Source organism: Algoriphagus sp. 10J20-15 (genome assembly GCF_055809615.1).
The window spans coordinates 39,323-65,937 of the sequence record NZ_JBVVUG010000053.1 but is presented as its reverse complement, the minus strand read 5'-3'; the positions used below and the strand labels follow the sequence as shown (position 1 = coordinate 65,937).

The window sequence follows — 26,615 nt, the reverse complement described above, 5'->3', positions numbered from 1 at the left end:
TCATTCACTTGTTTAAATTTCAGTTGGGATTGCTGCGCGATTTCTCCCAGAAATCCAGCAACAGAAGCACGACTGTTTTTCAGAACTACTTTTTTTGACAGATCTACACCAGCATCTGTATAGAAAAATGTAAAAGGGCTTTTCCTTTCAATTTCTCTGAAAGCATCTTTTATAGACAACTCTCTAGGTTGCATGGAAATCACAACCTTTTCTATATCATCGGCCTGAGTCAGCTCATCTGCCACAGCAGTAGAAAAGACTGACATCCCCAGCAGGAGGACTACTAAAAGGCCTAGATTTAGCAACGGATTTAAAACACGTAAACTCTTAATCATAGTACATCATTTAACATTAGGTTTATTATTTAATTCTCTTTGGACATCTATATCACTGATAGACAGTAGTTAATAGGACTTAACACAAAATCACTCTTTGGTGAAATTCACAAACACTGTATCCCTATTTATTCTATAATTAAAGTGATTTGAATAACTAAGAACTTCTAAAACATTTTCCAGAGTTTCTCCTTCTTGAAATTTCCCCACTCCCTTAGCTTTGTTGATATTTCCTTTCACTTCAAACTTTACCCCATACCATCTTTCTAAATTTTTGAATATATCTTCAAAAGGAAAATTTCGAAACTCCAGTACACCTGAAGTCCATTGAGTTTCCCGGGTGATATCTCCTTTCTTTTTCTCAAAAACGTCTTGTTCTGTAGCTAAAACCGCCTTTTCCCTGGCTCGAGAATGAAAGCCTCATTACTATGAGAATGGTTAACTCTTACTTTTCCCTCTACTAGTAATACCTCCACTTTACTCTCATTTTCATAAGCTTTGATATTAAAAATGGTCCCCAAGGCTTCGGTATTAGAGACCAAGGCTTTTTACCACAAAAGGATGTAAACTATCTTTTGCCACATTGATATAAGCCTCTCCTATCAGTTCAAGATTTCTATTCACAGCAAAATCCTCTGCATAGACTATGGAGCTTTCAGAATTGAGGGAAACCATAGAGCCATCTGGCAATTGAAATTTGGACTTAACCCCCGCAGGATTTGATCTGGTTATTTGCTTTATTTGAACTTGCGCCACTTCAGGAACTGAGTCAGTCGAAGTTATTTTTTGAAAAATAAAAGGCACACCAAGTATGAAAATCAAAATAGCCGCAACTTTATACCAAATAGGAATTGAAGCTCGTTTTGAGTAGCCTTTTAAATCAGGCTTTGTGATAGGTTTCTCATTCTCTAAATTGAAAGCAGACTTCTCTTTATTAATTTTTTCAAGAAGTGAACTCTTATCCCAATCGGCGTAATCCTTTGTACTTTCTTCGCTCCAATTAGATTCCAATTTGGACTCTAGAAAAATCTTACCCTCGGTGGTATCAAGCCAAGCTGAAAACTCTGCAGCTTCAACTTTTGACATTTTACCTTCAAAAAAATTATTAAACTCCTGATTCTTGTTCATCCAGTATCTCTATTTGAATTATATAGACACCAGACTTTAAAAAGTCCCACTGGATTATTAAAAAAATTTAAAATTTAATTTCAGGATAGCTAACCAACGCCAAAGATGTACAATGAAAAAGTCTAATCTAACAAACTAAAAATCATCAAGAGGGCAATAATTTCTCTATCCTTTATCCTTGTTTTCAGAAACTTGTTAGCCTCAACCAATTGATTTTTAACGGTCTTTTTGGAAATATTTAACTTTTCAGCAATCTCATCCAAAGAAAAAGACTCCATCCTTTTCAGCATAAAAACCTCTCGTTGCCGGGGAGGAAGTTTCTCTACTTCGCGCAAGGATGCTTCTAGCATTTCTGCATAAATCAACTCATCCTCAGTTTGATTAGCAATAAAATCTATAGTAGAAACCCATTCATTAGTTTGCAATAATTGCCTTGCATTCCGTTGACAAAGACGCACAACGATGGATTTTAAAATAGAAAGCAAATAAGCATTAAAGCTCAATGAAGGGTCTAGCCTTTCTCTATTTTTCCAAATTTTGATAAAAGTCTCTTGAACTACACCTTCAGCATCTTCATGACTTAAACTCATTTTTCGGGAAGTGCTATAGATCTTTAATGCATACTTAGCATACAAAAAATTAAATGCAGACTCTGAACCCGACCTGAGCTCCTTCACATGGACAGCATCTTCCCCACAAGTTGTCATTTAAAATTTAGTCTAGATTGGGCTATTGTATACGAAGCTAATTAACAAAATTTCTGCAACTTTCTAGTTCTTTTGCACTAATTACCAATATTTTCAAAAATCGATAGTGCCCAAGAAGTGTATAGTACAGAATTGGAATTAAGGGAATTATCCAAATTCTTCAACTCCAATGAACTACCTATACTCAAACGTATTAGGCACCAATCCCAAACTCCCAAGGAAATCTTTACTCGCTGCAGAAGTATTGTATTCAGCATCACCCCTTCCATAAACTTCCTTCACCACTTCAATAAAAGGTTCTTTGTGGCTGGAATAAATCAGGTAATTAATTGCCATAAGAGCTAAATGCCTATTGGAATCCAATACTGAATCCTTGAGTAGCTTTTCTGCCCCTTTACTTTGATTTAACTCATATAGAATCGCAGCCATGGTGATCGCAACGGGAGAGTAAGTATCATCCAAACTCTTTGATAGTTGCCCGGCAAATGGCGAGAGCAAATTCCTATCCTGAGACATTAATCCCAGCGCCGCCCAATATCGAATGATTTCATTTTCTGATTGCAAATATTCCAATTGCAGAAGCAGCACTTCCTGATTTCGAAACCCTGCAAGCTTTGCTACCTCATATATTTCAGCAAGAGGATATTGGGAAATTTCTAGGCGATATTCATAAGGATTGGAGCTAGATGAGATTTTATCCAATTCATATTCTGGCAAAAACATTACATCTTTTCTCTCAAGTATGTGTGCATCAAGTTCTCTCCGCATCTTGGTAGCCAACTCTTGAAATTCAGGTTTGTTGATTAGGTTATTTGTTTCCCAGATATCTTTTTCAATATCATATAGGACTTCTGCACCACGAGGCTCAAAAATGCTTTTTTGCAAAGGATCCAAGGCATTGTTTTTATAGTCGCTCCACATCACCTGCTTGATATCTCCGATCTCCATATACCTGATATATCTAGCCTCAGGCATAAATGGCATATAGTTCCTGGAATAAATATACCTTCCATCAGTGACCGTACGAACCATATCTATACCATTGTCAGATCGATCAGAAGAAAGAAACACCTTATTTACCTCAGGGCTTCTACGCTCGCCAATCAACACTCTTCCCTTTAGATAATCAGGAGCTTTTCCTCCAGCGAGACTGATCAATGTAGGCGCAAGATCCTCGAAACTAATAAGTTCCTCCGTACTCCCACCTATTTCCCAAGGGGACAAATGCTTATATTTTTCAGGAAACCAAATTGTAAATGGAACTCTGTATCCAAAGTTAATCCCATTGGTTTTGCCTCGTGGCATTCCTTCCCCGTGATCTGCAAAAATGAAAATAATGGTCTCATCCAATAATCCGTCTCCTTCTAATCTGGCTATAAGCTCACCGATTCTGTTGTCCGTTAGTTTTAAGCTATTATACACCCTAGCCATCTGCTTTCGCATCTCTGGACTATCCCTGTAAAAAGGAGGCATCTCAAACTCATTTTCGCCAATTCTATCTTCTTCAGGCAATTGCTCCAACACCTCCTTCACATACCACTCATAAGGATTGGTCATGGTACGGGACTGATGAGATTCGTTGAAATTGAATACTGAGAAAAAAGGTTGTCCCTCCTTCCTATTCCACCACCCTGCATTTCCGGAGCTTTCATCCCAAGCTTCAGCAATGAATCCTTTCTCATTAGCAACATTATAGTCCGTTTTACTATTGTTCGTCGCATAGTATCCAGCTTGCTTCAAATAGAATGGGAAACCTTTAATTTCCGACGGAATCGGGTAATTACTGCGATGATTTCCTGTTCCCAATTCATAGGTCTTCACTCCTGTAATTATAGTGGATCGGCTTGGTGAACAAACAGTTCCGGTAGAAAAAGCATTGGTAAACTGTACTCCTTCCCTTGTGAATTTATCCATGAAAGGAGTACTGGAATCCTTATTTCCATAGCTCCCGATAAATTGTGGAGAGGTGTCTTCAATAGTGATCCAAAGGATATTTGGTTGCTGAGCAAAGCCGGAAAAACTGATAAACGCTATTGCAAGTACTATTGCTTTCAAAAACTTCATGTTGGGCTTTAGTTAATTAATAAAGTGATTGTGAGAAATGCTAATCTTAGTCACCTATTCTCTTTTCTAACTGAGTTTCTCCAAAGACCATAGCGGCAGAATGTTGCTTGGCTATTTCTGTGAGTTCTTGTACGATTTCAGGATGCAAATCCGCCAAATCAAATCGCTCAGAAGGATCATGCCCCAAATTGAAGAGGGTCAACTTTTCAAGTTTCTCAACTTTGGCAGGATATCCATCAGGATTATTACTGTAGAAATAGAGTTTAAAATCACCTTTGCGTACCGCAAAAAGACGATCTCCATGGTAGTAAAACATCTCATCCCTAGGAGTATTGTCTTCTCCTTTGAAAACAGGACTTAAATCAAATCCATCGTAAACACGATCCTGTGGCATTTTTGCGCCAGCAAGCGAAGTAATGGTGGGCAATAAATCCAATGTACATCCCATTTTGGAAATCACGCCTGGCTTTACATTTCCGGGACCCCAAATTACTGTAGGCACCCGCACCCCGCCTTCATAGCTTGTACCCTTACCTCCAAAAAGTGAACCTGCACTTCCACCCTGCTCATTGTAAACCAACCAAGGACCATTATCAGAAGTGAAGATCACATAGGTATTTTGATCAAGGCCATTTGCTTTCAAAGCACTTAAAATTTCTCCCACTGACCAATCTATTTCTTCAATCACATCTCCATACAAACCGCGTTCGCTAGTTCCTCTGAAATCTCCTGAGGCAAAAAGTGGCACATGAGGAAGTGAATGTGCCAAATAAAGGAAGAATGGTTTGTCCTTAGTAGTATTGATGAAATTGACCGCTTCCTCAGCATATCTTTTGGTGATGGTATTTTGATCCGCAGGTCGCTCGATAATCTCCGTATTTCTCATCAGCGGCACATTGAAATACTCCTTTTTTGGATCAGCAAAAGCTTCTTTGGCTGTACCATCAATCACCTGATCCATGTCATTGCTATAGGGAATTCCAAAGTAGGAATCAAAGCCATGGCTGGTTGGCAAATACTGCGGAAGATGTCCCAAATGCCATTTCCCAATGGCAGCGGTGGCATATCCAGAACCCTTGAGAAGTGTGGCTATAGTATTCTCATAGGCTGGCAAACCGCCATCAGAATCTGGAAAAAGAACTCGTCTTGTATTTGAATACATCCCTGTCCTCACTGGCATTCTACCAGTCAAAATCGCAGATCTACTTGGCGTGCAGACATTGGCAGCAACATAGAAACTGGTCCATTTCTGCCCTTCAGACGCCATTTGATCAATATTTGGAGTCTTGATCGTAGGATGACCAAAAGTCCCCAAATCTCCATAACCCTGATCATCGGTGAAAATAATAATGAAATTGGGTTTGCTTTTCTTTGCGTTTTGGGCGAAAACCTGCGCTCCGGAAAAGAGTACAATCAAAATGAAATGAGTAAAAAAAATGAGCTTATTCATAATCGAAATAGGATTAGAGGTTTATTGTAGAAGTCAATCTATCAAAAAAAATAGGACTTTGGCAGTATCATTACTTTTCTTGAAAATCCTTCTCAAAATCTGATTTGTTCACCCAGCCAGCATTCATTTTTTCACCATTCATGTAGCGATTATAGAAATCCTTGGAAGCATCTCCAGAATAAGGATACTCATCAAAAATATGCCCTTTACCAAACATTCTAGGGTCATTTTGTCCTCTCAATTCTTCAAACAATCGCTCTTTCAACTGCGCTTTGATCATCTGATATTCAGGGTGAATCGCAAGATTTTGCATAGCAAATGGATCAGAAACTCTTTTAAAAAGCTCCTCAGCTGGTCTCTTCCCAAATGATAATTCCCAGTTCACAGAAGCCTGATTAGCTCTTCGCTCATTCAAAATCTGGGTTTTGGTCGGGCTACCATCCGTGTTCAAATAACCTGTCTCAGGATTTCCAGCTGGCCATCTGTCTGTTTCAAAATTATGCAGGTAAATGTAGTCGGCTGTCACTATGCCTCGAATCGGATAGCCCTGATCATCAGGCCGACCTACATCATGCCGCTCTTTACCAATTAATACATGATCTCTAGCTGAATCCACTTGCCCAGCTTCCTCACTTTTGAAAATATCCAAAAGGCTTTTACCAGTAATCGCAGCCATTTTCACTGAGTCAGTTGGGACTTCAGCAACATCTAGAAATGTAGGGGCGAAATCTATGAAACTGATAAAATCATCAATGATTCTTCCCGACTTTGCAATTCCATCTTGCCACATGATCGCCAGTGGAAGATGATTGGAATACTCATATTCCTGGCCTTTGATCCTTGGAAATGGCATTCCATTATCTGCGGTGACAACTATAATCGTATTAGCCAGTTCTCCTCTTCGTTCCAGTTCATCAATCATGCGCTGAAGATGCTGGTCGAAATACGCTATTTCATAGGCATAATCCAGCATATCCGTGCGCACGGTATCTGTATCTGGCCAAAAAGGGGGAATTACATCAATGTCTTCCAACTTCTTATTTCCCTTGCTCAGACCTGACTGGTACTCATAAGCTCGGTGAGGCTCGGTGGAACCATACCAAAACACAAAAGGCTGTTCACCTTCCTTTTGATCCAAAAAGTCCGCAAAGTTTTTAGCGTAATCATTCCCGTTAATCTGAGTAGTAGGTGCTTCAGTTTTGTACTTGTTAAATGCGGGACCTGTCAATTCCCTTCTTTTCCCATTTACTTCACCTGGATTTTCCTGGTGCCCACCCTTTTGCTGTGTGACCGCCATGGTAACCGCTACTGATCAGCTGCTCCATAAACGTGGTGAATTTAGCCGGAAAATCAGGTGAATGATTTGCCGCTTCCTCCAATTGCCAGGAATTTCGTCCTGTTAAAATAGCAGCTCTGGAAGGAGCGCACTTCGCATTTGGCGTGTAGGCATTCATAAATAATAAGCCTTCTTTTGCCACATAATCGAAAGCTGGAGTGCTAACCCATTTGGTCCCGTAAGCTCCCATATGAGGAAAAGAAGCATCATCCATGATCGCAAAGAGAATATTTGGGCGCTTCGAAGTATTGGATTCCTCCTCAGATTGACAGGAAAAAAAAGATGCAGAAATCACCAACACCAGTATTCCCAAACTTCGATTCATTCTCATATGCACAATGGATTAACGGCTTTTAATTTAAGCGAACATTACTTCAAAACCACTTCCTGCACATCTGAATTCAAATCTCCACGAATCGCTTTATAGTCAGCTATCATTTCTTCCAACTTCTCAGGGTTTGATTCTGCTACATTATTAACCTGACCAATATCGTTAGTGAGATTGTAAAGCTGATAATTAGGATCATTTCCAATCTCAATATTTACCGTCGCAATTTTCGCAGCACCTTTGTAAGGAGGAATCATAATCCACTCTCCTTTTCTAAGCGCTGTTCTTCCGGTGGCTTCCAGCATCAATTCGGATCTACCAACTTTTTCCTCACCCATGAAAGCAGGCAACAAGTTTTGGCTATCTTCAGCTGAATCCGTACTTCCTGTCAAAGCAGCCAAAGAAGCTAAGAAATCAACTTGACAAACCAAGGCATCAGAAACCTGAGGTTGAATTTTCCCTTTCCAATAAACCATAAATGGGACGCGAGTACCTGCTTCAAACAAACTGTATTTACCTCCTCTTAAAGGTCCAGCCGGTGTATGATCACCAAGTTTTTCTACCGCATCGTCATAATATCCATCATTCAAAACCGGACCATTATCAGAGCTGAAAATTATTAAGGTGTTCTCAAGTAAACCCTCCTCTTCCATGGTTTTCATAAACTCGCCGATCATCCAATCCGCTTCCAAAATCACGTCTCCCCTCGGTCCCATACCTGATTTCCCTACAAATCTAGGGTTTGGAGTTCTTGGCACATGAGGTTGCTGAAATGCATAGTAAAGGAAGAATGGACCATCCTTATGTGACTTCACATAGCTTTGAGCTTTTTCCAAAAAATGATCCGCCATATCCACATCAGACCACTTGGCAGCTTCGCCACCTTTCATGAATCCGATTCTCGGAATCCCATTCACGATGCTGTTGTTATGCCCGTGGTGCCACTTCATCGTGGTCAACTCTGGGTTGTCCTTTCCGGTAGGCTCGCCTTCGAAATTCTTTTCATAACTCACCTCGATAGGATCATTTGGATCCAGATTTACTACATCTCCATTCTCTATATAAACTGTCGGAACTCGATCCTGGGTCGCTGCCAAAATGTAGCTATAGTCGAAACCAACTTCATTTGGACTTGGACTGATGTGTTCATTCCAATTCACATCTCCATTACCTAGACCCAAGTGCCATTTGCCCACCACAGCAGTTTCATATCCCTGGCCTTTCAACATTTTTGGAACAGTCATCTGGGATGTGCTGATCAATAAAGGAGCTGTGCCGGGAAGGATTTTAGCATCCTTATTTCTCCATGGATAAACACCTGTAAGTAAGGCGTACCTACTTGGAGTACAGGTAGCCGAAGTCGCATATCCATTGGTGAATCGAATTCCTCCATTGGCCAACTTGTCCATATTAGGCGTCGACAGCTCTGTGGCGCCATAAGCACTCATGTCTCCATAGCCCAAATCATCCATGTAGATGATGACGATATTTGGCTTTTTAGCCTCTGCTTCATTTGTTTCTTCCTTGGGAGCACTACAGCTCCAAAAAAGTGAAACACCCGTTAATCCAAGTAATAGACTACGCTTAAAACTCATGGTATATTATTTATGTATCCTTAAAATTCTTAAAACTTCGACATTCCCAATTCATCATTCGATATTCAATATTTTTATAATCCTGAATAATGAAGTAAGTCTCAAAGGGACCTTGATCACTATTTTATTCAGCCAGGTTCACCTGAATCGTTTCTTGAATATCAGTTTGAATCACAAGACCTGCAAATGTCTTCATTCTACCTTTATTCTGATCCTTTACTTCCACTCTATACTTATCGTCAGAAAATACCTTCGGTTGAAAGTTATTGGTATTAACCGGGAGAGCGTATTCCAACTCTCCAGTTGACTCGTTATAGACAGAAACCAGTGGATTCTCAACCTTCTCTAAATTCAATGTATTGAGATAGCCAACTGCTTTTCTTGCATAGTTATCCTTTTGCGAAACTGTCAGCGGCCAACCATCATACTGTCCCTCCGGATTGGCAATAGGGTCAACATTCCTTGGCCAGCATTCGATCTTCGTGGTGCGCTCATTCTTATCAAAAGTGATAATACCGTATCCTGTACCTCTATCGTAAATTCTTGCTGGTTCATAACCTGATTTGTACGGGTTGGCTACTGCCATGACAGTCATCTTGTTTCCAAATCCATCTTCGAAATCACCTGTGTTTTTGGTGCCTCCAGGAAAAGGCTCATGGCCTTCTGGGACTTGAGGCCACCAGCGTCTCGGCCAAAGATTATTCAGAGCAGGTCCCGCAAATGCAAACCCTGAATCCCGGTAGTCATCAACCCCATATTGCACTGTACTTGCTAAGTGCTGATCTCCCGCAATGTGCAGCGCAAAAGCCTTTCGGATGATTCGTACCGCTTCATCCCTTCCTTTTTGCGGCCAGCCATTGGAATCCATATCCGTAGTAGGCGCATCCCCAGGTACATGACTCACCTTTCTCTGGCGTAGGCAAACTTGGCACTATGCTATCAATGATACTTCCTTCAGGCAAGGTCGCCACAGTGCAGAAATTTGTCTGAGATAAAACAGCTTTCATTTGCACGCCCGAATCCCATTGTGAAGCCCAGTTTTCCAGAAAATTCAATTGTCTCTTTCCTAATAATTCAGCATCTATATCGTAGTGCTTTTTGATATCAAAGTCAGGATTCTGAATAAATCCATTCATAACCTTGGCTTCTTCAGGCAAGACATTTTTAGGGGCTGATTTGAATTTCCTGTCTTCCAAAATCGCAAAACTCACTCCTCCGTATTCCCAGTCTGTGTAATACACATTAATTCCCTGCTTCACAGGAGTGGGGTCAAAAGCATCTGGAAGATGACTTGTCTGGCAATCTTGAATCATATTCACCCATTCGGGTGGCATTTTGTAGCCACCTTGATCCTGGGCCACATATCCCCATCCTTCGTCAGATGGCGCATGCTTTCCACCTTCGCCCCAGACATTACCATGATAGACATCATGATCATCCGGTATAATAGCTGCCGGGATGGTTCTGAAAATATCGCGGTATGACCAGCCGAACATATACCATTTGTGTAGGTAATCCAGATAGGACTTTTCAAGCGGGCTGGTTTGAATTCCAAATCCTCCAGTCCCCTCATAGAACTGATCACCAAGGAAGAAAGCCATGTCTGGCCTGTGTTTCTCCACATGTAAGGCTACCTCCTGATCCGGAAAACCATGATCAGCATTGCAGCTAAACACTGCAACTTTCAGATTTTCATTAGGAGCCGGTTGTGCAGCGATTTGTCCATAATAATTGAACTCTTGACTTTTATCTTTTAAAGGCACTTCAATATGAACCCGATATGGAATCATTTCCTGCTGATTCCAATCATCTATTCTGAATTTGGCAATTCTTCCATTTGGATCAAGTGGGGAAGTTTGAACCGTTTCCCAAGTAGATCCTTTTTTAAGCTGAAGCTTAACATTTAGGTTTGAGATTAGCTCAAGTGGAGCCAGCTGAGCTGTTAACTTAAGCGTGTTTTTATGAAGCGTGTATTGAGCGAAAAATATTGGCCCATAGACTTGGTTAGCTGATTCTACAATCTTTTCGCCTTGAAAAACCCAGTCTGAGAAAGTAGCAATAGTATCTGAGGATTCTTCCTTTTTTGGGCAATGAGCCACCAAAGCCAAATTCCCTACTAACATCTGAGGAGAAACCTCATCTAAAGTTAATGAAACAAGATTTTTGCCAGATGATCCAGTCAGAGTTAGTGAGTAATTCCCTTGGTTAAATTCTGCATTTACAGACAAAGAAATCGAATTTGATAAATCTAATTTTTCTTCGCTCAACTTATCTCCTATCATCAGATTACCTGAGCCAGTGATACCAGCATCCAGTCCTTTTCCAAAGACAGCCGCTGACCGATAATCATCGAAAACGCCTTTTGCGCCAAGTCTAAAACCAGCATAAGCACCTACATTTCCTGCCAGAGTTTGATTACTCCAATCAATTAATACTGACTCCTGAAAATTCCTATTGTCAGTTCCTAATTGATGTGTCAAGATATGCAGAGCACGATTAGGTCCGGAAACATTGCATAAAGCTTTACCACTTACTATTTCCCAATCCTGCAATCGGTTCCCCCAAAACTCCGGTCCAACCCACTTCATATCAGGCCAATTTTCCCAGTTACTTTTAAATCCTGAAGCTTCAGTTGATAGTAATTTTTTAATGCTGGTAAATCCTTGGGAAAAGAAAAATGGTGTAGAAAGGGTGGTTAAGGCCATTGCCTTGACCGCGGATCGGCGTTTCATAGTATAAGAGGATGATTATTTATGGATAAAGATGATTTGGAAAATCAATAAAACCTTTCAAAACAAAGCTAAGTGGAGCAGCTTTGCCTTGAAAGGGTTTAATCTTAAATAAGGGGTAAAGAAATACCTATTCGAGTGCAGGATTGATATTTACCTCGCTTTGAGGTATAGGCCATGTATTGTCCACTCCATCTCGGAATGATCTTGTGGTTACAAACCAGCGGCTATAGGGATCAGGTTGTCCATTTTTTAATCTTTTTTTGTTGGCCCCAGGAAATGAAGCTCCATAAAAATCAGCTTTCAGTACATCTTTGGCAATATCCCATCTCAACAAATCCCAATACCGAATTCCTTCAAAGGCTAACTCGACTCTTCGTTCCTTTCTTAGAATTTCCCTTAAAGCAGCTGGTTCTGTTATCGTGATTGGAGGCATATTTACAGATGCTCTTGCACGAACCAAATTTATTGTCCCGTCCAAATCTGCCTGACTGATAGCATGACCTGCTTCTATTTTTGCTTCCAAGTAACTCAATAACACCTCAGCATAACGTATGATGGGAAGATTGCCCCCATAATTGGTAAGATTGCCTGAGAAGCTTTCATCAGCAAATTTCTTCAATCCAAAGCCAGTTTGAGTAGTCTGCTTTCCGGCCCCCAATTGATCTGGTGAAGAAGCTGAATCCGGATGAGTGATATAGGTTCCCTTGAATGTAGATCCATCATACAATACAGAGGCTTTCAATCTAGGATCTCTATTTGCAGCTATGTTGTTGGGGTCGTAAAGAGGACTATCAAATGAAAATTCGCTACCATCTGTAAAGTCATAAGACTCCACCATACTTCCTAATGGATTGAAAATATGCCATCCACCAGCAAGAGCAGGAAAAAAATGTTGAAGCATTCCATTTGCAGCTAGGTTATCTATGAATTGGGTACTGAAAATTATCTCGTTACTATCTTCATTGGATTTTAGAAATAGTCCTGCATAATCCGGATCTATTATATTCTTCTCCCATTTCTATAATTTCCGCATAAGTATCGACTGCATCACCGAACATCTTCTCTGATAATTGCAATCTTCCTTGAAATGCCAAAACCGTTTGCTTAGTAGCCCGTCCCCTTTGTGCAGAGGGCAATTCGGCATGACTCGGAAGGTACTCTAGGATATCTGCAAATTCACTCAACACAAAAGCCACAACTTCAGCTTTGGGAGCTTTGGTTACAGTATTTGCTTCTTCAGGACTTAGTGTCCTTTCTACCAAAGGTACAGAGCCCCAAAACTGTGACATGTAATAGTATTGGGCAGCTCTCAAGAAACGGACTTCGGATTTCATTCTTTCCTTCTTTAATTCATCCATTGGTACCTGATCAACATTCTCCAAGAAAAAATTGCAATTCGCAATATTCTTGTAGGATGAGGACCAATAGGAATTCAGAATATTAATGCTAGAAGTAAGTGTTCCGTTTGACAAGCGATGAAATGCGGAATTATCTCCCCTTCTATCATATGCATTGTCGGATGCAAATTCCATAAACAGCAATCCATCGTATGCCCACCAGTTAGAAGGATTTACAGTGGTACCATTTTGAACTATTCCTCCTCTATAAACACCCGTCAATGCCAACTCAGCATTGGCTTCATTACTCCAAAAAGTAGCATTATCGAAACTGTCCAAGGGAGACTTATCCAACTGATCCACGCAGCTCAAAAGCACACTACTCAGCAAAATGCAACTGATATAGCTATATATATATTTAATGTTTTTCATTACAAGTTGTATTTTAATTAAAACTGTAAGTTCACTCCAAAGGTGTAATTGGCTAGTATAGGGTAATAAGCTCTCGCTGTATTTACCTCAGGATCCCATCCTTTTCTGTAATTGCTGAAAGTGAGAATGTTCTCAGCACTCACATACATTCTTAATCTTGAAATTTTTAATTTATCAAGAGCTGCCACTGGAAGACTGTACCCTAATTGTATATTTCGGAGCTTTACATAAGAGCCATTAAGTGTCCAGAAGGAGGACATAAGGGTATTGGGAGTTCCTGAGTTTGAAATAAATTCCAGCCTAGGATATCCTGCATTTCGATCAGGATTTTCTTCTGTCCAACGCTCTTCCATCTGCCAAGTCTGAACTCCTCCTTGATTGTTGAAAGCATATCCAGCATCGCCTGACAGGTTGCCTTTTACTCCTGCAACTCCTTGAATGAGCATACTAATATCAAATCCCTTAAAGTCTGCACCCAAGTTCAATCCATAATTATACTTAGGGATTTGGCTACCCAATACAGTTCTGTCGTAAGTAGCATTCACCACACCATCTGGCACTCCGTCTGGCCCACTTATGTCTTTGTAGCGAATATCTCCAGGTTTTGCATTTGGATTGATTGATTTCATGTCAGCCCAGTTTGCGACATCCTCCTCATCCACAAACAAACCCTCTGCCTGATATCCATAATAAATATTCATTGGATAGCCTATAAAGAGGCTACTTCCATTTCCTATTAGCCCATTTGGTTGGAAAATATTTCCAACTCCAAGGTCTATCACTTCATTGTTGACTACTGTCAAATTACCTCCTGCCCGAAAATTAAAATTCTCCCCGGCATGGCGATAATCCAATACTAATTCAAATCCTGAATTTCTCAGCTCACCAGAATTCTGCTGAGACAACCCAAACCCAACAATGCTAGAAACACTGGAACTTGGACTATTTAGGATGTCATAAGTGAATCGGTTGAAATAAGTCGCTCCAAAATTGATTTTGCCTTGTAGTAAACTTAAATCAAAACCAACATCAGTGGTACGCGTACTTTCCCAATGTAAAGTAGGATCTGTGATTACATTTCTAGTGACACCCGTATTAATTACTCCACCAAAAGGGTAATTCTGACCTAGATTTAATGTGTTTTGATACGGGTAATTTCCGATGTTCTGATTCCCTAGAATACCAAAGGAAGCTTTCAGTTTCAGGTCGTCAAGCCAATTGGTTTTATCCTTCAGGAAATTTTCTTCTGAGATTCTCCAGCCAACTGCTGCTGAAGGGAAAAAGGCAAACTTCTCATCTGTAGGGAAACGGGAAGAACCATCATATCGCATGGTGGCTTCAAATAGGTACTTTTCAATGTAATCATACTTTACTCTCCCAAATACTGACATCAGCGCCCACTCGGAGGCACTTCCATTGTTTTTCTGATTGTCAGGAGCCCCTACATTCAATTGAGTCAAATCATTGTTAGCCAAATTATTTCTATAGGCATAAGTAAATTCATTCAAATTGTCCTCATAAGAATATCCACCCAAAACACTAAGTTTATGAAGTCCGAAAACCTTATCATAATTGGCAACTACCTGAATGGTTTTGTATGTGTTTTTTTCATTATTTATACTAAGCTCATTTGGTCCTAAGGTGATATTTGGATTTAATACCTGAGTTGCCAATAGGCGCTTATCATCAAATGTAGTTTGGTTATATGCCCCTATAAGTGAAACTTTGAAAGATTTCGCAAGCTGATAATCCAGTTTCAAATTGGCATTGACATCGAAGTTTTTAGCCTTGTAGAAGGAATCATTGTTTAGATACGATACCGGAGTACCTTTACCCACTACCCCAAGACCATAATCACCGTTACTGTATCTATCTACATAGATAGCCGGGAATCTGATTGATTGACCAATAATTCCATTTAAATCCGAAATATCAATCGTCGCAGGTGGCGCAGGTTCATTTGTCACAGAATTTATTAAAGAAATTCTGGAGGTTAACTTCAGCTTAGAACTAAGATCATTCTCCATATTTAATCGCACATTGTACCTAGAATAATCATTCTTGATGACCAGTCCATCTTGGTATAAATACCCAAATGACAAGTTGTACTTGCTAGTTTTGGAGCCTCCATTAATGGTGAAATTACTCGAAGTCTGAACAGGTGTTTCAGTCAGAATTTGTCCTATAAAATCGGAATTAGGATAATTGTCCAGATCGCTGCCATCTCTATATTTTTGAATATCTTCAGCAGTATATACTTCATTTCCCTCAGCTTCATTATATAGCTCTGCAAACTCCCAAGAATTAACAAAATCAGGGTATTGGGTGGCTTTTTGAAAACCTACGTAGCCATTATATGTGATTTGTACTTTTTCGCTCCCGCCAGTTTTAGTAGTCACCAAGATCACTCCGTTGGCTGCTCTAGCTCCATAAATAGCGGCAGATGAAGCATCCTTTAGTACTGAGATTGATTCAATATCATTTGGATTTATATCATTAAAACTGTTTGTTGGAATCCCATCAATCAGAATTAGCGGATTTGTGCCTGCTCCGAAAGAACCAACTCCTCGTATGTTAATTGTCCCTCCACTAGATCCCGGCCGTCCACCTCTTTGAATTACTGTCACTCCAGGAACTTGTCCTGTAAGGACACTAGATGTATTTGTTACCTGCCTGTTTTCAATATTATCCGAAGACAACTGAGAAACCGCTCCAATAACGTCTGCTTTCTTCTGCTCTCCATACCCTACCACTACAATTTCATCTAATGCTTTCTCATCTTCGAGAAGAGTGATATTCACCGTAGTTTGGTTATCAATTGTCACTTTTTGATTTGCGTAACCAATGAATGAAAAGACCAATACATTCCCCGGCTGGGCTTCTACAGAATAATTACCATCGATATCCGTCACAGTTCCTACTGTAGTGCCTTCGACTATAATAGTAACCCCAGGTATTCCTATCCCATTGACATCTATCACTTTACCTGTGACATCAATTGCTTCAGAATCCTTTATACTTACCCCTTTCAGAACTCCTGGCTGAAAAGGGCGAACATGAATATTGTCGTTTATCTGAATAAATCTGAGTCCAGTATCCTTACTCAAATCCAAGAGAAGATCATAAACCGTTTTGTCCTTAACATTAAGGTCAATTTTCTGCTTCACATCCACTTTTGTAGTGTTGTAAGTAAATGCTAATCCGGTCTGGGCCTCGACTTGCTTAAAAACTTTCTCAAGAGCAGTGTTTTCCACACTCACCCCAACTTTGATCTTTTCGATATTTTTCCTCTGTGCATTTCCAGTATTAGCAAGCAATACAGTGCAAAAAAGCAGCTGAAGAATAAACCCGTAAAGCAATCGTTTCGATAACATAATGAGTTGTCCCCGTATATTTTTTTTCATACTATTGTTATGATTTAAGTGATGATTTACTTGAATTTTTGCCTGAAATGGTTAGCGCTACTACAGGCAATTAGAATTAGGCAGATAGAAGTTCTCCCCAGAATTTCTTCTGCCTTTTTTTAAGGACTGTGTATCATTCTCATAGGTTTTTTCATTTGGGTTACTTTGTTATTTCTACTTTCTTACCATTGATAGAATAGCTGATCTTTGATGTCTGGGCTATTCCCTCCAATACATTTTCCAAGGACTCATCATGATATTGCCCAGTATAGGCCCAGTGTTCTTTGAACTGCCCTGCTGCTGTGATATCTACTCCATACCAGCGCTCGATTTTCTGGATCACAGTATCAAAATCATCTTCAGTAAATATTAGATACTTGTCTTTCCAGCCAGTAATTGATCTGAGATCAAATTTCTTCTTAGAAAATTGTCCATTTTTCTCCAAGACTATCATTTCAGTTGGCGCCAACATTATCTGATTTCCTATGTTGTCATTTACTTTAACCTTGCCAGAAACTAATGCTATTTCCACTTTATCCTCATTGGTGTTATTAACATTGAAAGTAGTGCCGAGCACTTCGATATTGGCATTTTGCAATTCCACTATAAATGGCCTCTCTTCTTTAATTACATCAAAGAATGCTTCTCCTTCTATAGATACTATCCGAAGCGAATCTGAAAAATTTTCAGGATAGGAAATTTTAGAATTCGAATTGAGATGTACAGAGGTACCATCACTTAAGTGGATAATAGTCTTTTTCCCAGCTGCATTCACCTTTGTGACCCAAACCACCTCTGAAGCTTCTCCATCTGAATAAATTTTGGATTCGAAAAGGGCCCAACTACAGAAAACAATCAATACTATAGCTGCAGCCCAACGAATCGAAAAAAAAGAATACCATTTAGTAGAATTTGAATTTTTCGATTTTATAGGCGTGGCGGATAAATCTCCTTTTAAAATATTCTCAAAAACCTCAATATAATCTTCATTGGAAAGCTCCGCGTTCTCCTGGTATTGAATTGATCTTATAAACCCAGCAGCCTCCCTTACCAAGTCACTTTTTTTATGGTTGGAATTCAACCATTTCTCCCAGAAGTGAGAATTATTCTCGTTTGGTGATTTCACCCACTGAGTAAAAAACTCATCGGTGAGAAAGTCCTCCAACTCATAATCCTCATATTTCTTTTGACTTATATTTTTAGACATTGGTTAATTACGCGTTGGTTTAACAAATTCCTTCAATTTGGACAAGGCTCTATAAATTAGCTTTCTGGCAGTTTTGGTTTCACTGAAATTCATGATTTCAGCAATCTCCTTGTAGCTTAATTCTTCCTCGTAAAACAAAAGGATCGCTTTTCGTTGCTTGGTAGTCAGTTGATTTAATGCTAGCTGAACTTGCTTTTTCCTAGCATCATTTGATTCATTTTGAATAAAACTAACCTCAGGAGACACCTCAATTTGAAAATGAGATTCCAGAAAATTATCCTCAAAATCCTCTATTGATGCATTGGCTTTGATATTCTTAATTATTTCCCGTTGTAATGATCTGAATAGATACCCTTTGATGTGGGTTACCTCATTAAGTTCCCCCCTCTTTTTTCTTAAATAAATAAAGAGATTCTGAATGCTGTCTTTTACCAAACTATAATCACGGGAATACTGGCACCCAAAGCGATAGAGGTCCTGTACATAAATTCTGTACAGATAATTAAAAGCCATTTCATCCCCCTTATTGAAAGCCTCCCAAATGTCACAATCAGCTTTTTTCTCAAAAACTTTGAAAGTTTCTAAATGATTTGGAGGTATGAAAATAGAATTAGACTGCTCTTTTGGGTTTTTGTTCATTGAAAATTGGAGATCTATCCCGATTCTAAAATTAAGAGTATGCAAATGGTCAAAATGACCCCATAATATTTTATTAATTTTCTCAAATGGTGGGAATTTGAGAGAAATACCAATTGATAGCTTAAATTAAATGGTTCCAAAGCGAATCATTCGGCAAAAAAGCTCAATTAAACTCCATAAAAAAACCAATGAGTTTGCACCCATTGGTTTTATATAAAATCATATTCCTATTTATGGATTAGCCTATGATATTTCCTTCATCATCCCATTGAATAATGGTACCACGATCTTCTGGCTTTAGGTATTGCGGAATATACTTTTCTTCCAACTTAACACCGTGCTTATCCATCACTTCCTGAGGCACACCGTCCCAGGCATTTGGAGTATTTCCTACATAACCCATGTATTTCCAACCCTCAGGGGTAGAGAAATATCCTGAGCAAGTAAGGTTTCGAAGCATATTGAACCAACGAACTCCTCCTTCATATTCAGGCTTTGCACTGTCTGGCCAAGCCACTTCATCTACAATTGTAATGACTTCTGATTCATTTAGCTCGTTAAATGACTTACCGAATTTCTCGTCAGCTTCAAAATCCAGCCACATCAGACCACCTCGCATGCGTGTTTGGTTGCCAGGCTGATCTTTCATCATGAACTCCATGAAGTCCACTACTCCCACTTCTGTAGCAGCAGGAGATTCATCATCCTTCGGCATAATTATATCGACTAGCGTGCTTAGTTTCTTGCGCTCATCTTCAGTGAAAAAAGTTTCAGATAGTAACTCTTGATCACGTTGCTTTTCTTCAGCTGTTCTTCCTCCTATGGTCCCACCAGCCAATAATGCATTTTCTGGGATTGCTTGCTCCTCAGGTGAACACCCTGCCAATAATAAACCTGTACCGACAGAGCCGGTAAAGAGTAATTTAAGGTTTTCTCTTCTGTTCATGGTTTAGATATTTTTCTTTTTCAATTCACCTACTATATAATCGGAAGTTCTCCAAGCAAGAGCCAAAATGGTCCAGGTTGGGTTTTTATCTGCCTGAGACACAAACGGCCCAGCATCTACTACAAATAGGTTATCACAATCATGCGCCTGACAATTGGAATTCAGAACTGATGTGGCAGCATCATTGCCCATTCGGGTAGTACCTACTTCGTGTATAATTCTCCCTGGTGCCAAAAGACCGTATTTAGTCTCTGGACCTGGCTTAGAGCCAAGTAGAATCCCACCTGCCTCAGTCAAGATCTCTTCAAACGTATCATGCATATGTTTTGCTTGCTTCACTTCCTGATCTGTCCAGTTGTAATTAAATCTAAGAACAGGAATACCATATTTATCTACCGTATTTGGATCTATCTCACAATAATTATCATACATAGGTACACTTTCTCCTCTGCCTGACATACCCATAGTAGAACCGTAGATTTTTCGGATGTCCTTCTTCAACCCAACACCATAGCCACCGTTGGGACTTGGTTCACCAAATTCGTCCTTGATGTATTTTCTCATCGAATCCATACTTCCACCGGTTCCGTAGGCTGGTTGGCCCATTCCGCCCCAGTATTCAATATGATATCCTCTTGCAAAATCCAATTTCTTGTTGTCTCCCCACCAAGGTGTGTACATGTGTAATCCGCCTACACCGTCTTCGTTATAGCGTTGACGATCCATCATACTTGGGACAATCGCCATACGGTCAGTGCCAGTGGAATCATGCAGGTATCTACCTACCATTCCTGAGCTATTGCCTATCCCATCAGGATGGGATTTTGATTTGGAATTCATCATGATTCGCGCAGATTCACATGCTGAAGCCCCAAGTACGACTACTCTTGATTTCAGTTTGTATTCCTTCATGTCTTCTTTGCTCACAAAAGATACCCCAGTTGCTTTCCCGCTTTCGTCTGTGGTTACTTTTCTAACCATGGAATGCGTGTAAAGGTCAACTTTACCTTTTTTCATTGCAGGATGAACCAAGCAAGTGCCCGCAGAAAAATCTGCATGAACTTGGCAAGCTCGATTACACTGACTACAGAAAAAACAAACTCCTCTTTCTTTACTGATAGGACGCGTAAGCATTGATAGTCGGGAAGGAATCATAGGGATACCAACTTTATCTGCTCCTTTTTTCATGTAAAGTTCATGTAGTCTTGGTTTAGGAGGTGGAAGAAAAAAGCCATCCGGCTCATTATATATCCCCTCTTTGGTACCAAAAACACCAATCAGCTTATCTACTTTATCATAATACGGCTTAAGATCATCATAACCTATTGGCCAATCGTGACCTAGTCCATCAATACTGGCACGTTTGAAATCATTTGGTCCAAAGCGCAAAGAAATCCTTCCCCAGTGGTTAGTTCTTCCTCCTACCATTCTAGATCTGAACCAATCGAACTCAGTTCCATTTTTTCGAGTGTAAGGTTCTCCATCGATATCCCAACCACCGATCGCTGCATCAAAATCGCCAAAAGGACGAATTCGAGTACCTGCGCCTCTTCTTGGAGATTCCCAAGGTGGTCTTAACTGCGTACGATCTTCCTCTTTTGCTGGATCAAAGTCACCTCCTGCTTCCACAACGGCTACAGATAATCCTGCTTCGGAAAGAATTTTAGAGGCCATTCCGCCTCCAGCTCCAGAACCCACAATAATTACGTCGTAGGCTTCACCGGAATTTTTGATTTGAAAACTCATTAGATAGAATTTACTTAATTGATCTGATTCAACTTATAGAAAGAGAAGTCTTTTAACCGAAATCCTTCAACACAGCCCTTTCATTCTTAAATTAACAAAAATATTTCCTTACAAACTTTGCGTTTTTGATATTCCGCCTACCTCCAGAAAAATAATCCCGCGGATTTAGCAAGTATTTTTCGAAAAAATTAGACTATTAATACCTGATAATCAACTAGTAATGGACTTAAAATAGCTAATACTAGGCTTTAAGATTACTTTAGAAACTTCTTCGATTTTTTTATAAATGAGAATTCACCCTTTTAAAAATTTTTAGTTTTATCAAATTCACAAATTCGGGCCGATTATTATTTAAATGGCTATTCAAATAAATATGTTTAGTACAATTTTGTCGCTTTAATAATGGGTAGCATTTCAATGAACAAATTATCATTTCTAATTTTTCTTATCCTCCTAAGCAAACCTTCTTTTTCTCAAACTGGAGTTAAGGGAAGGCTTATAGATCAATCGGAAAACAATCCGCTGGAATATGCCAGTGTAGCGATTCACCAAAGCAAAGATAGTACACTGGTCGCTGGCGTAGTGTCTGACCAAGACGGGACATTCACTATAAACAACTTGAAACCAGGTAATTACTATCTACAGGCTCAATTTTTAGGGTATGACACCAAAGTAATTCCAGAAATCACTTTATTGAAAAATCAAATTCAGGATCTAGGAAACATATTTCTTAGCCCCGATCAGCAATTACTCGCTGAGGTAGAAGTTTCTGGAAGAAAATTCACTACGATGAATCAAGTGGATCGTCAAGTTTATAACTCAGACAATTTTCTCACCAGCCAAGGAGGAACTGCGTCTGACGTTTTGAGAAACCTCCCTTCGGTAAGCATAAATGCACAAGGCGAAATATCTGTAAGAGGCACCACTGGATTTGTGGTAATGATCAATGGTAAACCCACCCAATCAAGTCCTGAAACGCTCCTTTCTCAACTTCCTGCAAATGCAGTTGAAAAAATAGAATTGGTCACCTCTCCTTCCGCCAAATATGACCCGGAAGGAAAAGCTGGCATTATCAATATCATTACCAAAAAAGGTTTGACCGACGGTACCTTTGTGCAGGTCAATACCAAAATCGGTGCGCCAAGTATTGAACCTTATGATAACAAAGAAAAGCCGCAGCGCTATGGTGCCGATTTCACTATTAACCATAAAAAAGGCAAATGGGACCTTTCTCTCGGAGGAAGCTTTCAGAGGAATGATATCAATGGAAGACGTGAAGGTAATGTCTATACGATAAGCGGGGATACCACTACCTATTTCCCTTCAGATGGAGAAAGAAGCACAGATGCAAAAACCTACGCTGGAAGATTCACGCTAGGATTTACCCCTAATGAATCAAATGATTTCAGCATAGGATTTTATGCAGGTAAAAAGACCGCTGACCGAACAGCCGATATACTTTATTACGATAATCATGCGGAGGTCAATGGAGAGCGATTGTATACGTTGCAGTATTACAATGAAAACTTGAGAATCCGACGAGGTGATTTCGTATTAGGAAGCCTAGATTATAAGCATACCTTCCAAAATAAATCTCAAATCTCAGGCTCTTTCCTTTACGAGTACACCATGCTAGGAGGCCCGACTATCAACCGCAATCTAGGCTATCCCGACACAAGTATTATATATCAAGACGAATATAACACGAACGACAACCCGCTCCATGGGACACGCCTTCAAATTGATTACAAAGCAGCGCCAAAAGACTTTGGAACACTGGAATTTGGATATCAATACAGGTATCTAAATCATACCGGAGACTTTGTCTATGAGCGGAAAAACAATGAAACCGGTGAATTTGAATTGGTTCCTAAGTTCTCGAGTACGGTTGATTTGAATAGAATTCTGCATTCTGCGTATGGGCAATTATCAGGAACTAACGGCAAATGGAGCTATGCGGCTGGCGCAAGGCTGGAAATCATGGATAGGACATTAGACTTGACAGACAAAGCAGGTACAGTGGATACGACATATCTGTATGACTTTGTCAAGCTGTATCCGTCTGCGAGTTTGCAATATTCTATCAATGAGGAATTGCAGCTAAAAACCTCCTATTCCAAGCGAGTTGAGAGAACGACTACTTTCAAGATGAATCCATTTCCAGAGAGGGAGCATTCCGAAACACTAGAGCAAGGTGATCCTACACTTTTGCCGGAATTTATTGACTTGGTTGAAGTAGGTATTGTTAAAAACTTTGGTAGCAATTCTCTTACGGGTACTTCCTATTTCAGAAATGTCCAAAACTTGGTAAACCGTGTCAACACTGTATATAATGACAGTATTTTGAATAGGATTTATACAAATGTAGGTACTGGAAAATCAATTGGATTGGAAGTAGGATTGGAATTAAACCCTACCAATTGGTGGCAGATTTTCGCTGGTGCAAATGTGTACCATTATTCCATTCAAGGGGAATTTGACAATCAGCCAATCGACTCTGAAAGCTGGATATACTCTATCAATGCAAACACCAGCTTTAACTTCGGCAGAAACTGGGAAGCTCAGTTGGCGGTGAATTACCTTTCCCCTACCAACACAGCGCAAGGAGAAGATTCACGCTTTCTTTCACCAAACTTGAATATCAAAAAAACCTTCTTGGATGGTAGACTCAGCGCAACCATGCAGTGGCAAAATATCGATATGGGACTACTTCCCACTAACGAGCAACGAATCACCACATGGCGAGAGGGTGAATTTTACACCACGACAAATTATGTCTATGAGGTGGATGTCATCCAGTTCAATATCAGTTATACGTTCAATAAACTGAAAAACAATTCAAAGTTTATTAAGAGTGAATTTGGCGAGAAGGAATTCTAAAGAAATAACATTTCAAATTGGTAGCGTTACTCAGCCTATTTTCGTCTTCTTGACAACTACTAGTTAGGCTTTATGAAAAATCTATTCACGCTCTTTCTAACAGTATTTCTGATCACTTCATGTACTGAGGACAATAGCCCTGAGGGTGTACTCATTCGAGTGGAAAATGGCTCCGCAGTAGATTTCAAAGACATTTTGATCAGCTCAGGATCTATACCCATAGAATTTGGAGACATTTCTGCCGGACAGAGATCTGATTACAAAGAATTTGAATCAGCTTATCGCTACGGCTTCGTAAGCTTATTAGTTAATGGGAAGGAATTAAGAATTCAGCCTTACGATTACGTAGGTGAAACGCCACTTTCTAAAGGCTATTATACCTACAAACTCAATCTGGACACATCCGATCCAAACAATCCTCATTTAACTCTGGATCTGTTAATCGTCAATTAAGAAAACCTCTTCCCTTCCTTACTCAAAGGTTTTACTCTATTAGTCCATTATTTCTTTCGCATATCAAATTTGCAAATAAGCTATCCCACTCATTTTCAATCCACTTGAAAAAAAGGCTGAAATAATAGTACGTTTTTTTCAAAATCATTTGTTCAAAAGTGTTTGCCAGAAATAAATTTTGCTACATTTGCATCCGATTCAAGAGCAAGTCATGGATCAAATATTAATAGTTCGGGGTGTAGCGTAGCCCGGTATCGCGCCTCGTTTGGGACGAGGAGGTCGTAGGTTCGAATCCTGCCACCCCGACGGAAACCCTTCCAAGGGAAACCAAAAGCCTGTAAATCTACTGATTTACAGGCTTTTCTGTTTTTTAGACTTTAGTTCATATCAACAAATATCAAAAAAAATGTGTCTTATTCGAGGTCTTATTTTAGTCCTTAAATTTATGACACAGAAAGTGCTTTATCTTACTGTTAATCAAATTCTTGGATTAAAGTAATTAAACCTTATTTGATACATTTTAGTGCTATTTGTTGTGTCTTATTCGGTGACATATTTTAAAGTGCTGTAAAAACCTTTAAAACAATTCAATTGTCATGAAAACGACTAATACTTTTGGAGTCAGGTTTTTTGTAAAAACTCACCTTATTAAGGATTCAGAGGCTCCTATCTATGTAAGGGTCACAGTAGATGGAACCCGGGTAGACATCTCTTTAAAGAGAAAAATAAAGGTCTACGATTGGAACCCTGTGCTGGGATCGGCCAAAGGATCCAAAGAATCCTCCAAATCCTTGAACCACTATTTGAAAGAATTAGAGGCAAAGATTATCCAGATTTATCAGGAGTTTCAACTCAAAAGAATTCCAATTACAGCTGATGCTATCAAGCATGAACTCTTGGGAACCCATGCTAAAGAACATACCATTTCCATGCTCTTTGAATACCACAATGAGAAGTATAGAAATGTTTTAGCATGGGGCACCCTTAAAAATTACTTCACTTCACAAAAATACGTGATGGCCTTTTCCAAAGAACAGTATGGAACAGAGGACTATTTCCTTCAGGACATCAATTACCGGTTCTTGAATGAATTTGAGCTATACCTTATAAACTACGAGCCTCAGGATCATCATAAGCCGCTTGGAAATAACGGCATCATGAAGCATCTGGAAAGGTTTAGAAAAGTAATCAACTTAGCCTTGCGCATGGAATGGATGGTAAAGGATCCCTTTGCAAAATTCAGTTTCCGATACCAAAAAGTAGAAAGAACCTGCCTCAATCCTACTGAACTCAGCAGAATAGAGGAAAAGCAATTTGATATCCAGCGATTACAGTATATCAGGGATTTGTTTGTTTTTAGCTGTTACACCGGACTGAGCTACATAGATACCATGAACCTGATGCATGATGACATAGTATTAGGCATGGACGGAGAGTATTGGATATCCATAAGCAGGCAAAAATCCCAACAAAAGTCCAAAGTTCCCCTTTTACCTAAAGCTTTGGATATTATCAAGCTCTACCAGGACAAAGACAGGCCCTATTCCAAAGGAAAGATTTTTCCCCTCATATCCAATCAAAAGTTGAATGCTTACCTCAAGGAAATTGCACTCATATGTAGGGTTAAAAAAAACCTGACTTTTCATTTGGCAAGACACACCTTTGCAACCACTGTCACGCTGTCTAATGGTGTTCCGATTGAGACAGTAAGTAAAATGCTCGGGCATGCAAGTATTAGAACTACACAGATTTACGCTAAGGTGTTGGAGAAAAAAGTAAGTGATGATATGAAAAAACTCAAAAGGAAACTGGGTAAATCAAAATAATCACATCACCACCTTCGGGTGGTGATGTGACTTTCTGTTGGATATTAGCCTGATTTTGCGAATTCAAAAC

21 protein-coding genes and 1 tRNA gene are annotated in these 26,615 nt (G+C 39.6%); 4 read left to right on the top strand and 18 right to left on the bottom strand.

Annotation, left to right across the window (positions count from 1 at the left end):
* From AC0L6R_RS25170 to AC0L6R_RS25085, 18 genes are all read right to left on the bottom strand, one after another.
* A partial coding sequence (locus AC0L6R_RS25170; RefSeq protein ID WP_473273658.1) for a hypothetical protein occupies window positions 1-335 on the bottom strand: 335 nt, incomplete at its 3' end.
* Between the two features lie 90 nt (window positions 336-425).
* Complete coding sequence (locus AC0L6R_RS25165) at window positions 426-647, bottom strand: DUF4974 domain-containing protein (RefSeq protein ID WP_473273665.1); 222 nt, start codon at window positions 645-647, stop codon at window positions 426-428.
* A gap of 219 nt (window positions 648-866) precedes the next feature.
* Window positions 867-1,463: a FecR domain-containing protein gene (locus tag AC0L6R_RS25160; RefSeq protein WP_473273656.1), complete on the bottom strand. Its 597-nt coding sequence runs from the start codon at window positions 1,461-1,463 to the stop codon at window positions 867-869.
* Window positions 1,464-1,585: 122 nt separating this feature from the next.
* Window positions 1,586-2,170 carry an RNA polymerase sigma factor gene (locus tag AC0L6R_RS25155; protein ID WP_473273654.1) on the bottom strand — a complete coding sequence of 195 codons (585 nt, stop codon included), beginning with the start codon at window positions 2,168-2,170 and terminating at the stop codon, window positions 1,586-1,588.
* A gap of 174 nt (window positions 2,171-2,344) precedes the next feature.
* Window positions 2,345-4,234 carry a sulfatase family protein gene (locus AC0L6R_RS25150; protein ID WP_473273653.1) on the bottom strand — a complete coding sequence of 630 codons (1,890 nt, stop codon included), beginning with the start codon at window positions 4,232-4,234 and terminating at the stop codon, window positions 2,345-2,347.
* Window positions 4,235-4,280: 46 nt separating this feature from the next.
* Complete coding sequence (locus tag AC0L6R_RS25145) at window positions 4,281-5,684, bottom strand: sulfatase family protein (protein ID WP_473273652.1); 1,404 nt, start codon at window positions 5,682-5,684, stop codon at window positions 4,281-4,283.
* A 70-nt stretch (window positions 5,685-5,754) separates the two neighbouring features.
* On the bottom strand, window positions 5,755-6,981 hold the full coding sequence (locus tag AC0L6R_RS25140; protein WP_473273650.1) for a sulfatase-like hydrolase/transferase: 1,227 nt from the start codon (window positions 6,979-6,981) through the stop codon (window positions 5,755-5,757).
* Window positions 6,935-7,351: a sulfatase-like hydrolase/transferase gene (locus AC0L6R_RS25135; RefSeq protein WP_473273649.1), complete on the bottom strand. Its 417-nt coding sequence runs from the start codon at window positions 7,349-7,351 to the stop codon at window positions 6,935-6,937. The genes AC0L6R_RS25140 and AC0L6R_RS25135 overlap by 47 nt, the downstream gene beginning before the upstream one ends.
* A gap of 38 nt (window positions 7,352-7,389) precedes the next feature.
* On the bottom strand, window positions 7,390-8,943 hold the full coding sequence (locus AC0L6R_RS25130; protein ID WP_283411294.1) for a sulfatase family protein: 1,554 nt from the start codon (window positions 8,941-8,943) through the stop codon (window positions 7,390-7,392).
* A 124-nt stretch (window positions 8,944-9,067) separates the two neighbouring features.
* The gene (locus AC0L6R_RS25125) at window positions 9,068-9,847 is read right to left on the bottom strand and encodes a hypothetical protein (RefSeq protein WP_473273647.1); all 780 of its coding nucleotides are present in this window, start codon (window positions 9,845-9,847) and stop codon (window positions 9,068-9,070) included.
* Entirely contained in the window at window positions 9,774-11,675 is a 1,902-nt protein-coding gene (locus tag AC0L6R_RS25120; RefSeq protein WP_473273646.1) for a metallophosphoesterase family protein, read from the bottom strand. The genes AC0L6R_RS25125 and AC0L6R_RS25120 overlap by 74 nt, the downstream gene beginning before the upstream one ends.
* 127 nt (window positions 11,676-11,802) lie before the next feature.
* Window positions 11,803-12,576, bottom strand: a complete 774-nt coding sequence (locus tag AC0L6R_RS25115; RefSeq protein WP_473273645.1) for a RagB/SusD family nutrient uptake outer membrane protein — start codon at window positions 12,574-12,576, stop codon at window positions 11,803-11,805.
* A 58-nt stretch (window positions 12,577-12,634) separates the two neighbouring features.
* Window positions 12,635-13,444 carry a RagB/SusD family nutrient uptake outer membrane protein gene (locus AC0L6R_RS25110; protein WP_473273643.1) on the bottom strand — a complete coding sequence of 270 codons (810 nt, stop codon included), beginning with the start codon at window positions 13,442-13,444 and terminating at the stop codon, window positions 12,635-12,637.
* Window positions 13,445-13,461: 17 nt separating this feature from the next.
* The gene (locus tag AC0L6R_RS25105) at window positions 13,462-16,848 is read right to left on the bottom strand and encodes a SusC/RagA family TonB-linked outer membrane protein (RefSeq protein ID WP_473273642.1); all 3,387 of its coding nucleotides are present in this window, start codon (window positions 16,846-16,848) and stop codon (window positions 13,462-13,464) included.
* Between the two features lie 160 nt (window positions 16,849-17,008).
* Window positions 17,009-18,055: a FecR family protein gene (locus AC0L6R_RS25100; protein ID WP_473273640.1), complete on the bottom strand. Its 1,047-nt coding sequence runs from the start codon at window positions 18,053-18,055 to the stop codon at window positions 17,009-17,011.
* Window positions 18,056-18,058: 3 nt separating this feature from the next.
* Window positions 18,059-18,694, bottom strand: a complete 636-nt coding sequence (locus tag AC0L6R_RS25095; protein WP_283411299.1) for an RNA polymerase sigma factor — start codon at window positions 18,692-18,694, stop codon at window positions 18,059-18,061.
* A 238-nt stretch (window positions 18,695-18,932) separates the two neighbouring features.
* The gene (locus tag AC0L6R_RS25090) at window positions 18,933-19,640 is read right to left on the bottom strand and encodes a gluconate 2-dehydrogenase subunit 3 family protein (RefSeq protein WP_473273638.1); all 708 of its coding nucleotides are present in this window, start codon (window positions 19,638-19,640) and stop codon (window positions 18,933-18,935) included.
* 3 nt (window positions 19,641-19,643) lie between these two features.
* Window positions 19,644-21,386 carry a GMC family oxidoreductase gene (locus tag AC0L6R_RS25085; RefSeq protein WP_283411301.1) on the bottom strand — a complete coding sequence of 581 codons (1,743 nt, stop codon included), beginning with the start codon at window positions 21,384-21,386 and terminating at the stop codon, window positions 19,644-19,646.
* A 417-nt stretch (window positions 21,387-21,803) separates the two neighbouring features.
* Here AC0L6R_RS25085 and AC0L6R_RS25080 point away from each other — a divergent pair, with 417 nt between their 5' ends.
* The 4 genes from AC0L6R_RS25080 (at window position 21,804) to AC0L6R_RS25065 (ending at window position 26,545) form a co-directional block, all read left to right on the top strand.
* Window positions 21,804-24,266 (top strand): TonB-dependent receptor, encoded by a 2,463-nt coding sequence (locus AC0L6R_RS25080; protein WP_473273637.1) that lies wholly within the window; start codon window positions 21,804-21,806, stop codon window positions 24,264-24,266.
* A 72-nt stretch (window positions 24,267-24,338) separates the two neighbouring features.
* Window positions 24,339-24,719: a hypothetical protein gene (locus AC0L6R_RS25075; RefSeq protein WP_473273635.1), complete on the top strand. Its 381-nt coding sequence runs from the start codon at window positions 24,339-24,341 to the stop codon at window positions 24,717-24,719.
* A gap of 232 nt (window positions 24,720-24,951) precedes the next feature.
* A tRNA-Pro gene (locus AC0L6R_RS25070) sits at window positions 24,952-25,025 on the top strand.
* Window positions 25,026-25,315: 290 nt separating this feature from the next.
* Complete coding sequence (locus tag AC0L6R_RS25065) at window positions 25,316-26,545, top strand: site-specific integrase (protein WP_473273634.1); 1,230 nt, start codon at window positions 25,316-25,318, stop codon at window positions 26,543-26,545.
* Window positions 26,546-26,615: the final 70 nt, after the last annotated feature.

Excerpts from the sequence above, each read along its gene's own strand:
- AC0L6R_RS25160 (WP_473273656.1), bottom strand. The coding sequence starts at position 1,463 with ATGAACAAGAATCAGGAGTTTAATAATTTTTTTGAAGGTAAAATGTCA.
- AC0L6R_RS25155 (WP_473273654.1), bottom strand. The coding sequence starts at position 2,170 with ATGACAACTTGTGGGGAAGATGCTGTCCATGTGAAGGAGCTCAGGTCG.
- AC0L6R_RS25150 (WP_473273653.1), bottom strand. The coding sequence starts at position 4,234 with ATGAAGTTTTTGAAAGCAATAGTACTTGCAATAGCGTTTATCAGTTTT.
- AC0L6R_RS25145 (WP_473273652.1), bottom strand. The coding sequence starts at position 5,684 with ATGAATAAGCTCATTTTTTTTACTCATTTCATTTTGATTGTACTCTTT.
- AC0L6R_RS25140 (WP_473273650.1), bottom strand. The coding sequence starts at position 6,981 with ATGGCGGTCACACAGCAAAAGGGTGGGCACCAGGAAAATCCAGGTGAA.
- AC0L6R_RS25135 (WP_473273649.1), bottom strand. The coding sequence starts at position 7,351 with ATGAGAATGAATCGAAGTTTGGGAATACTGGTGTTGGTGATTTCTGCA.
- AC0L6R_RS25130 (WP_283411294.1), bottom strand. The coding sequence starts at position 8,943 with ATGAGTTTTAAGCGTAGTCTATTACTTGGATTAACGGGTGTTTCACTT.
- AC0L6R_RS25120 (WP_473273646.1), bottom strand. The coding sequence starts at position 11,675 with ATGAAACGCCGATCCGCGGTCAAGGCAATGGCCTTAACCACCCTTTCT.
- AC0L6R_RS25115 (WP_473273645.1), bottom strand. The coding sequence starts at position 12,576 with ATGCTTCAACATTTTTTTCCTGCTCTTGCTGGTGGATGGCATATTTTC.
- AC0L6R_RS25110 (WP_473273643.1), bottom strand. The coding sequence starts at position 13,444 with ATGAAAAACATTAAATATATATATAGCTATATCAGTTGCATTTTGCTG.
- AC0L6R_RS25105 (WP_473273642.1), bottom strand. The coding sequence starts at position 16,848 with ATGAAAAAAAATATACGGGGACAACTCATTATGTTATCGAAACGATTG.
- AC0L6R_RS25100 (WP_473273640.1), bottom strand. The coding sequence starts at position 18,055 with ATGTCTAAAAATATAAGTCAAAAGAAATATGAGGATTATGAGTTGGAG.
- AC0L6R_RS25095 (WP_283411299.1), bottom strand. The coding sequence starts at position 18,694 with ATGAACAAAAACCCAAAAGAGCAGTCTAATTCTATTTTCATACCTCCA.
- AC0L6R_RS25090 (WP_473273638.1), bottom strand. The coding sequence starts at position 19,640 with ATGAACAGAAGAGAAAACCTTAAATTACTCTTTACCGGCTCTGTCGGT.
- AC0L6R_RS25085 (WP_283411301.1), bottom strand. The coding sequence starts at position 21,386 with ATGAGTTTTCAAATCAAAAATTCCGGTGAAGCCTACGACGTAATTATT.
- AC0L6R_RS25080 (WP_473273637.1), top strand. The coding sequence starts at position 21,804 with ATGAACAAATTATCATTTCTAATTTTTCTTATCCTCCTAAGCAAACCT.
- AC0L6R_RS25075 (WP_473273635.1), top strand. The coding sequence starts at position 24,339 with ATGAAAAATCTATTCACGCTCTTTCTAACAGTATTTCTGATCACTTCA.
- AC0L6R_RS25065 (WP_473273634.1), top strand. The coding sequence starts at position 25,316 with ATGAAAACGACTAATACTTTTGGAGTCAGGTTTTTTGTAAAAACTCAC.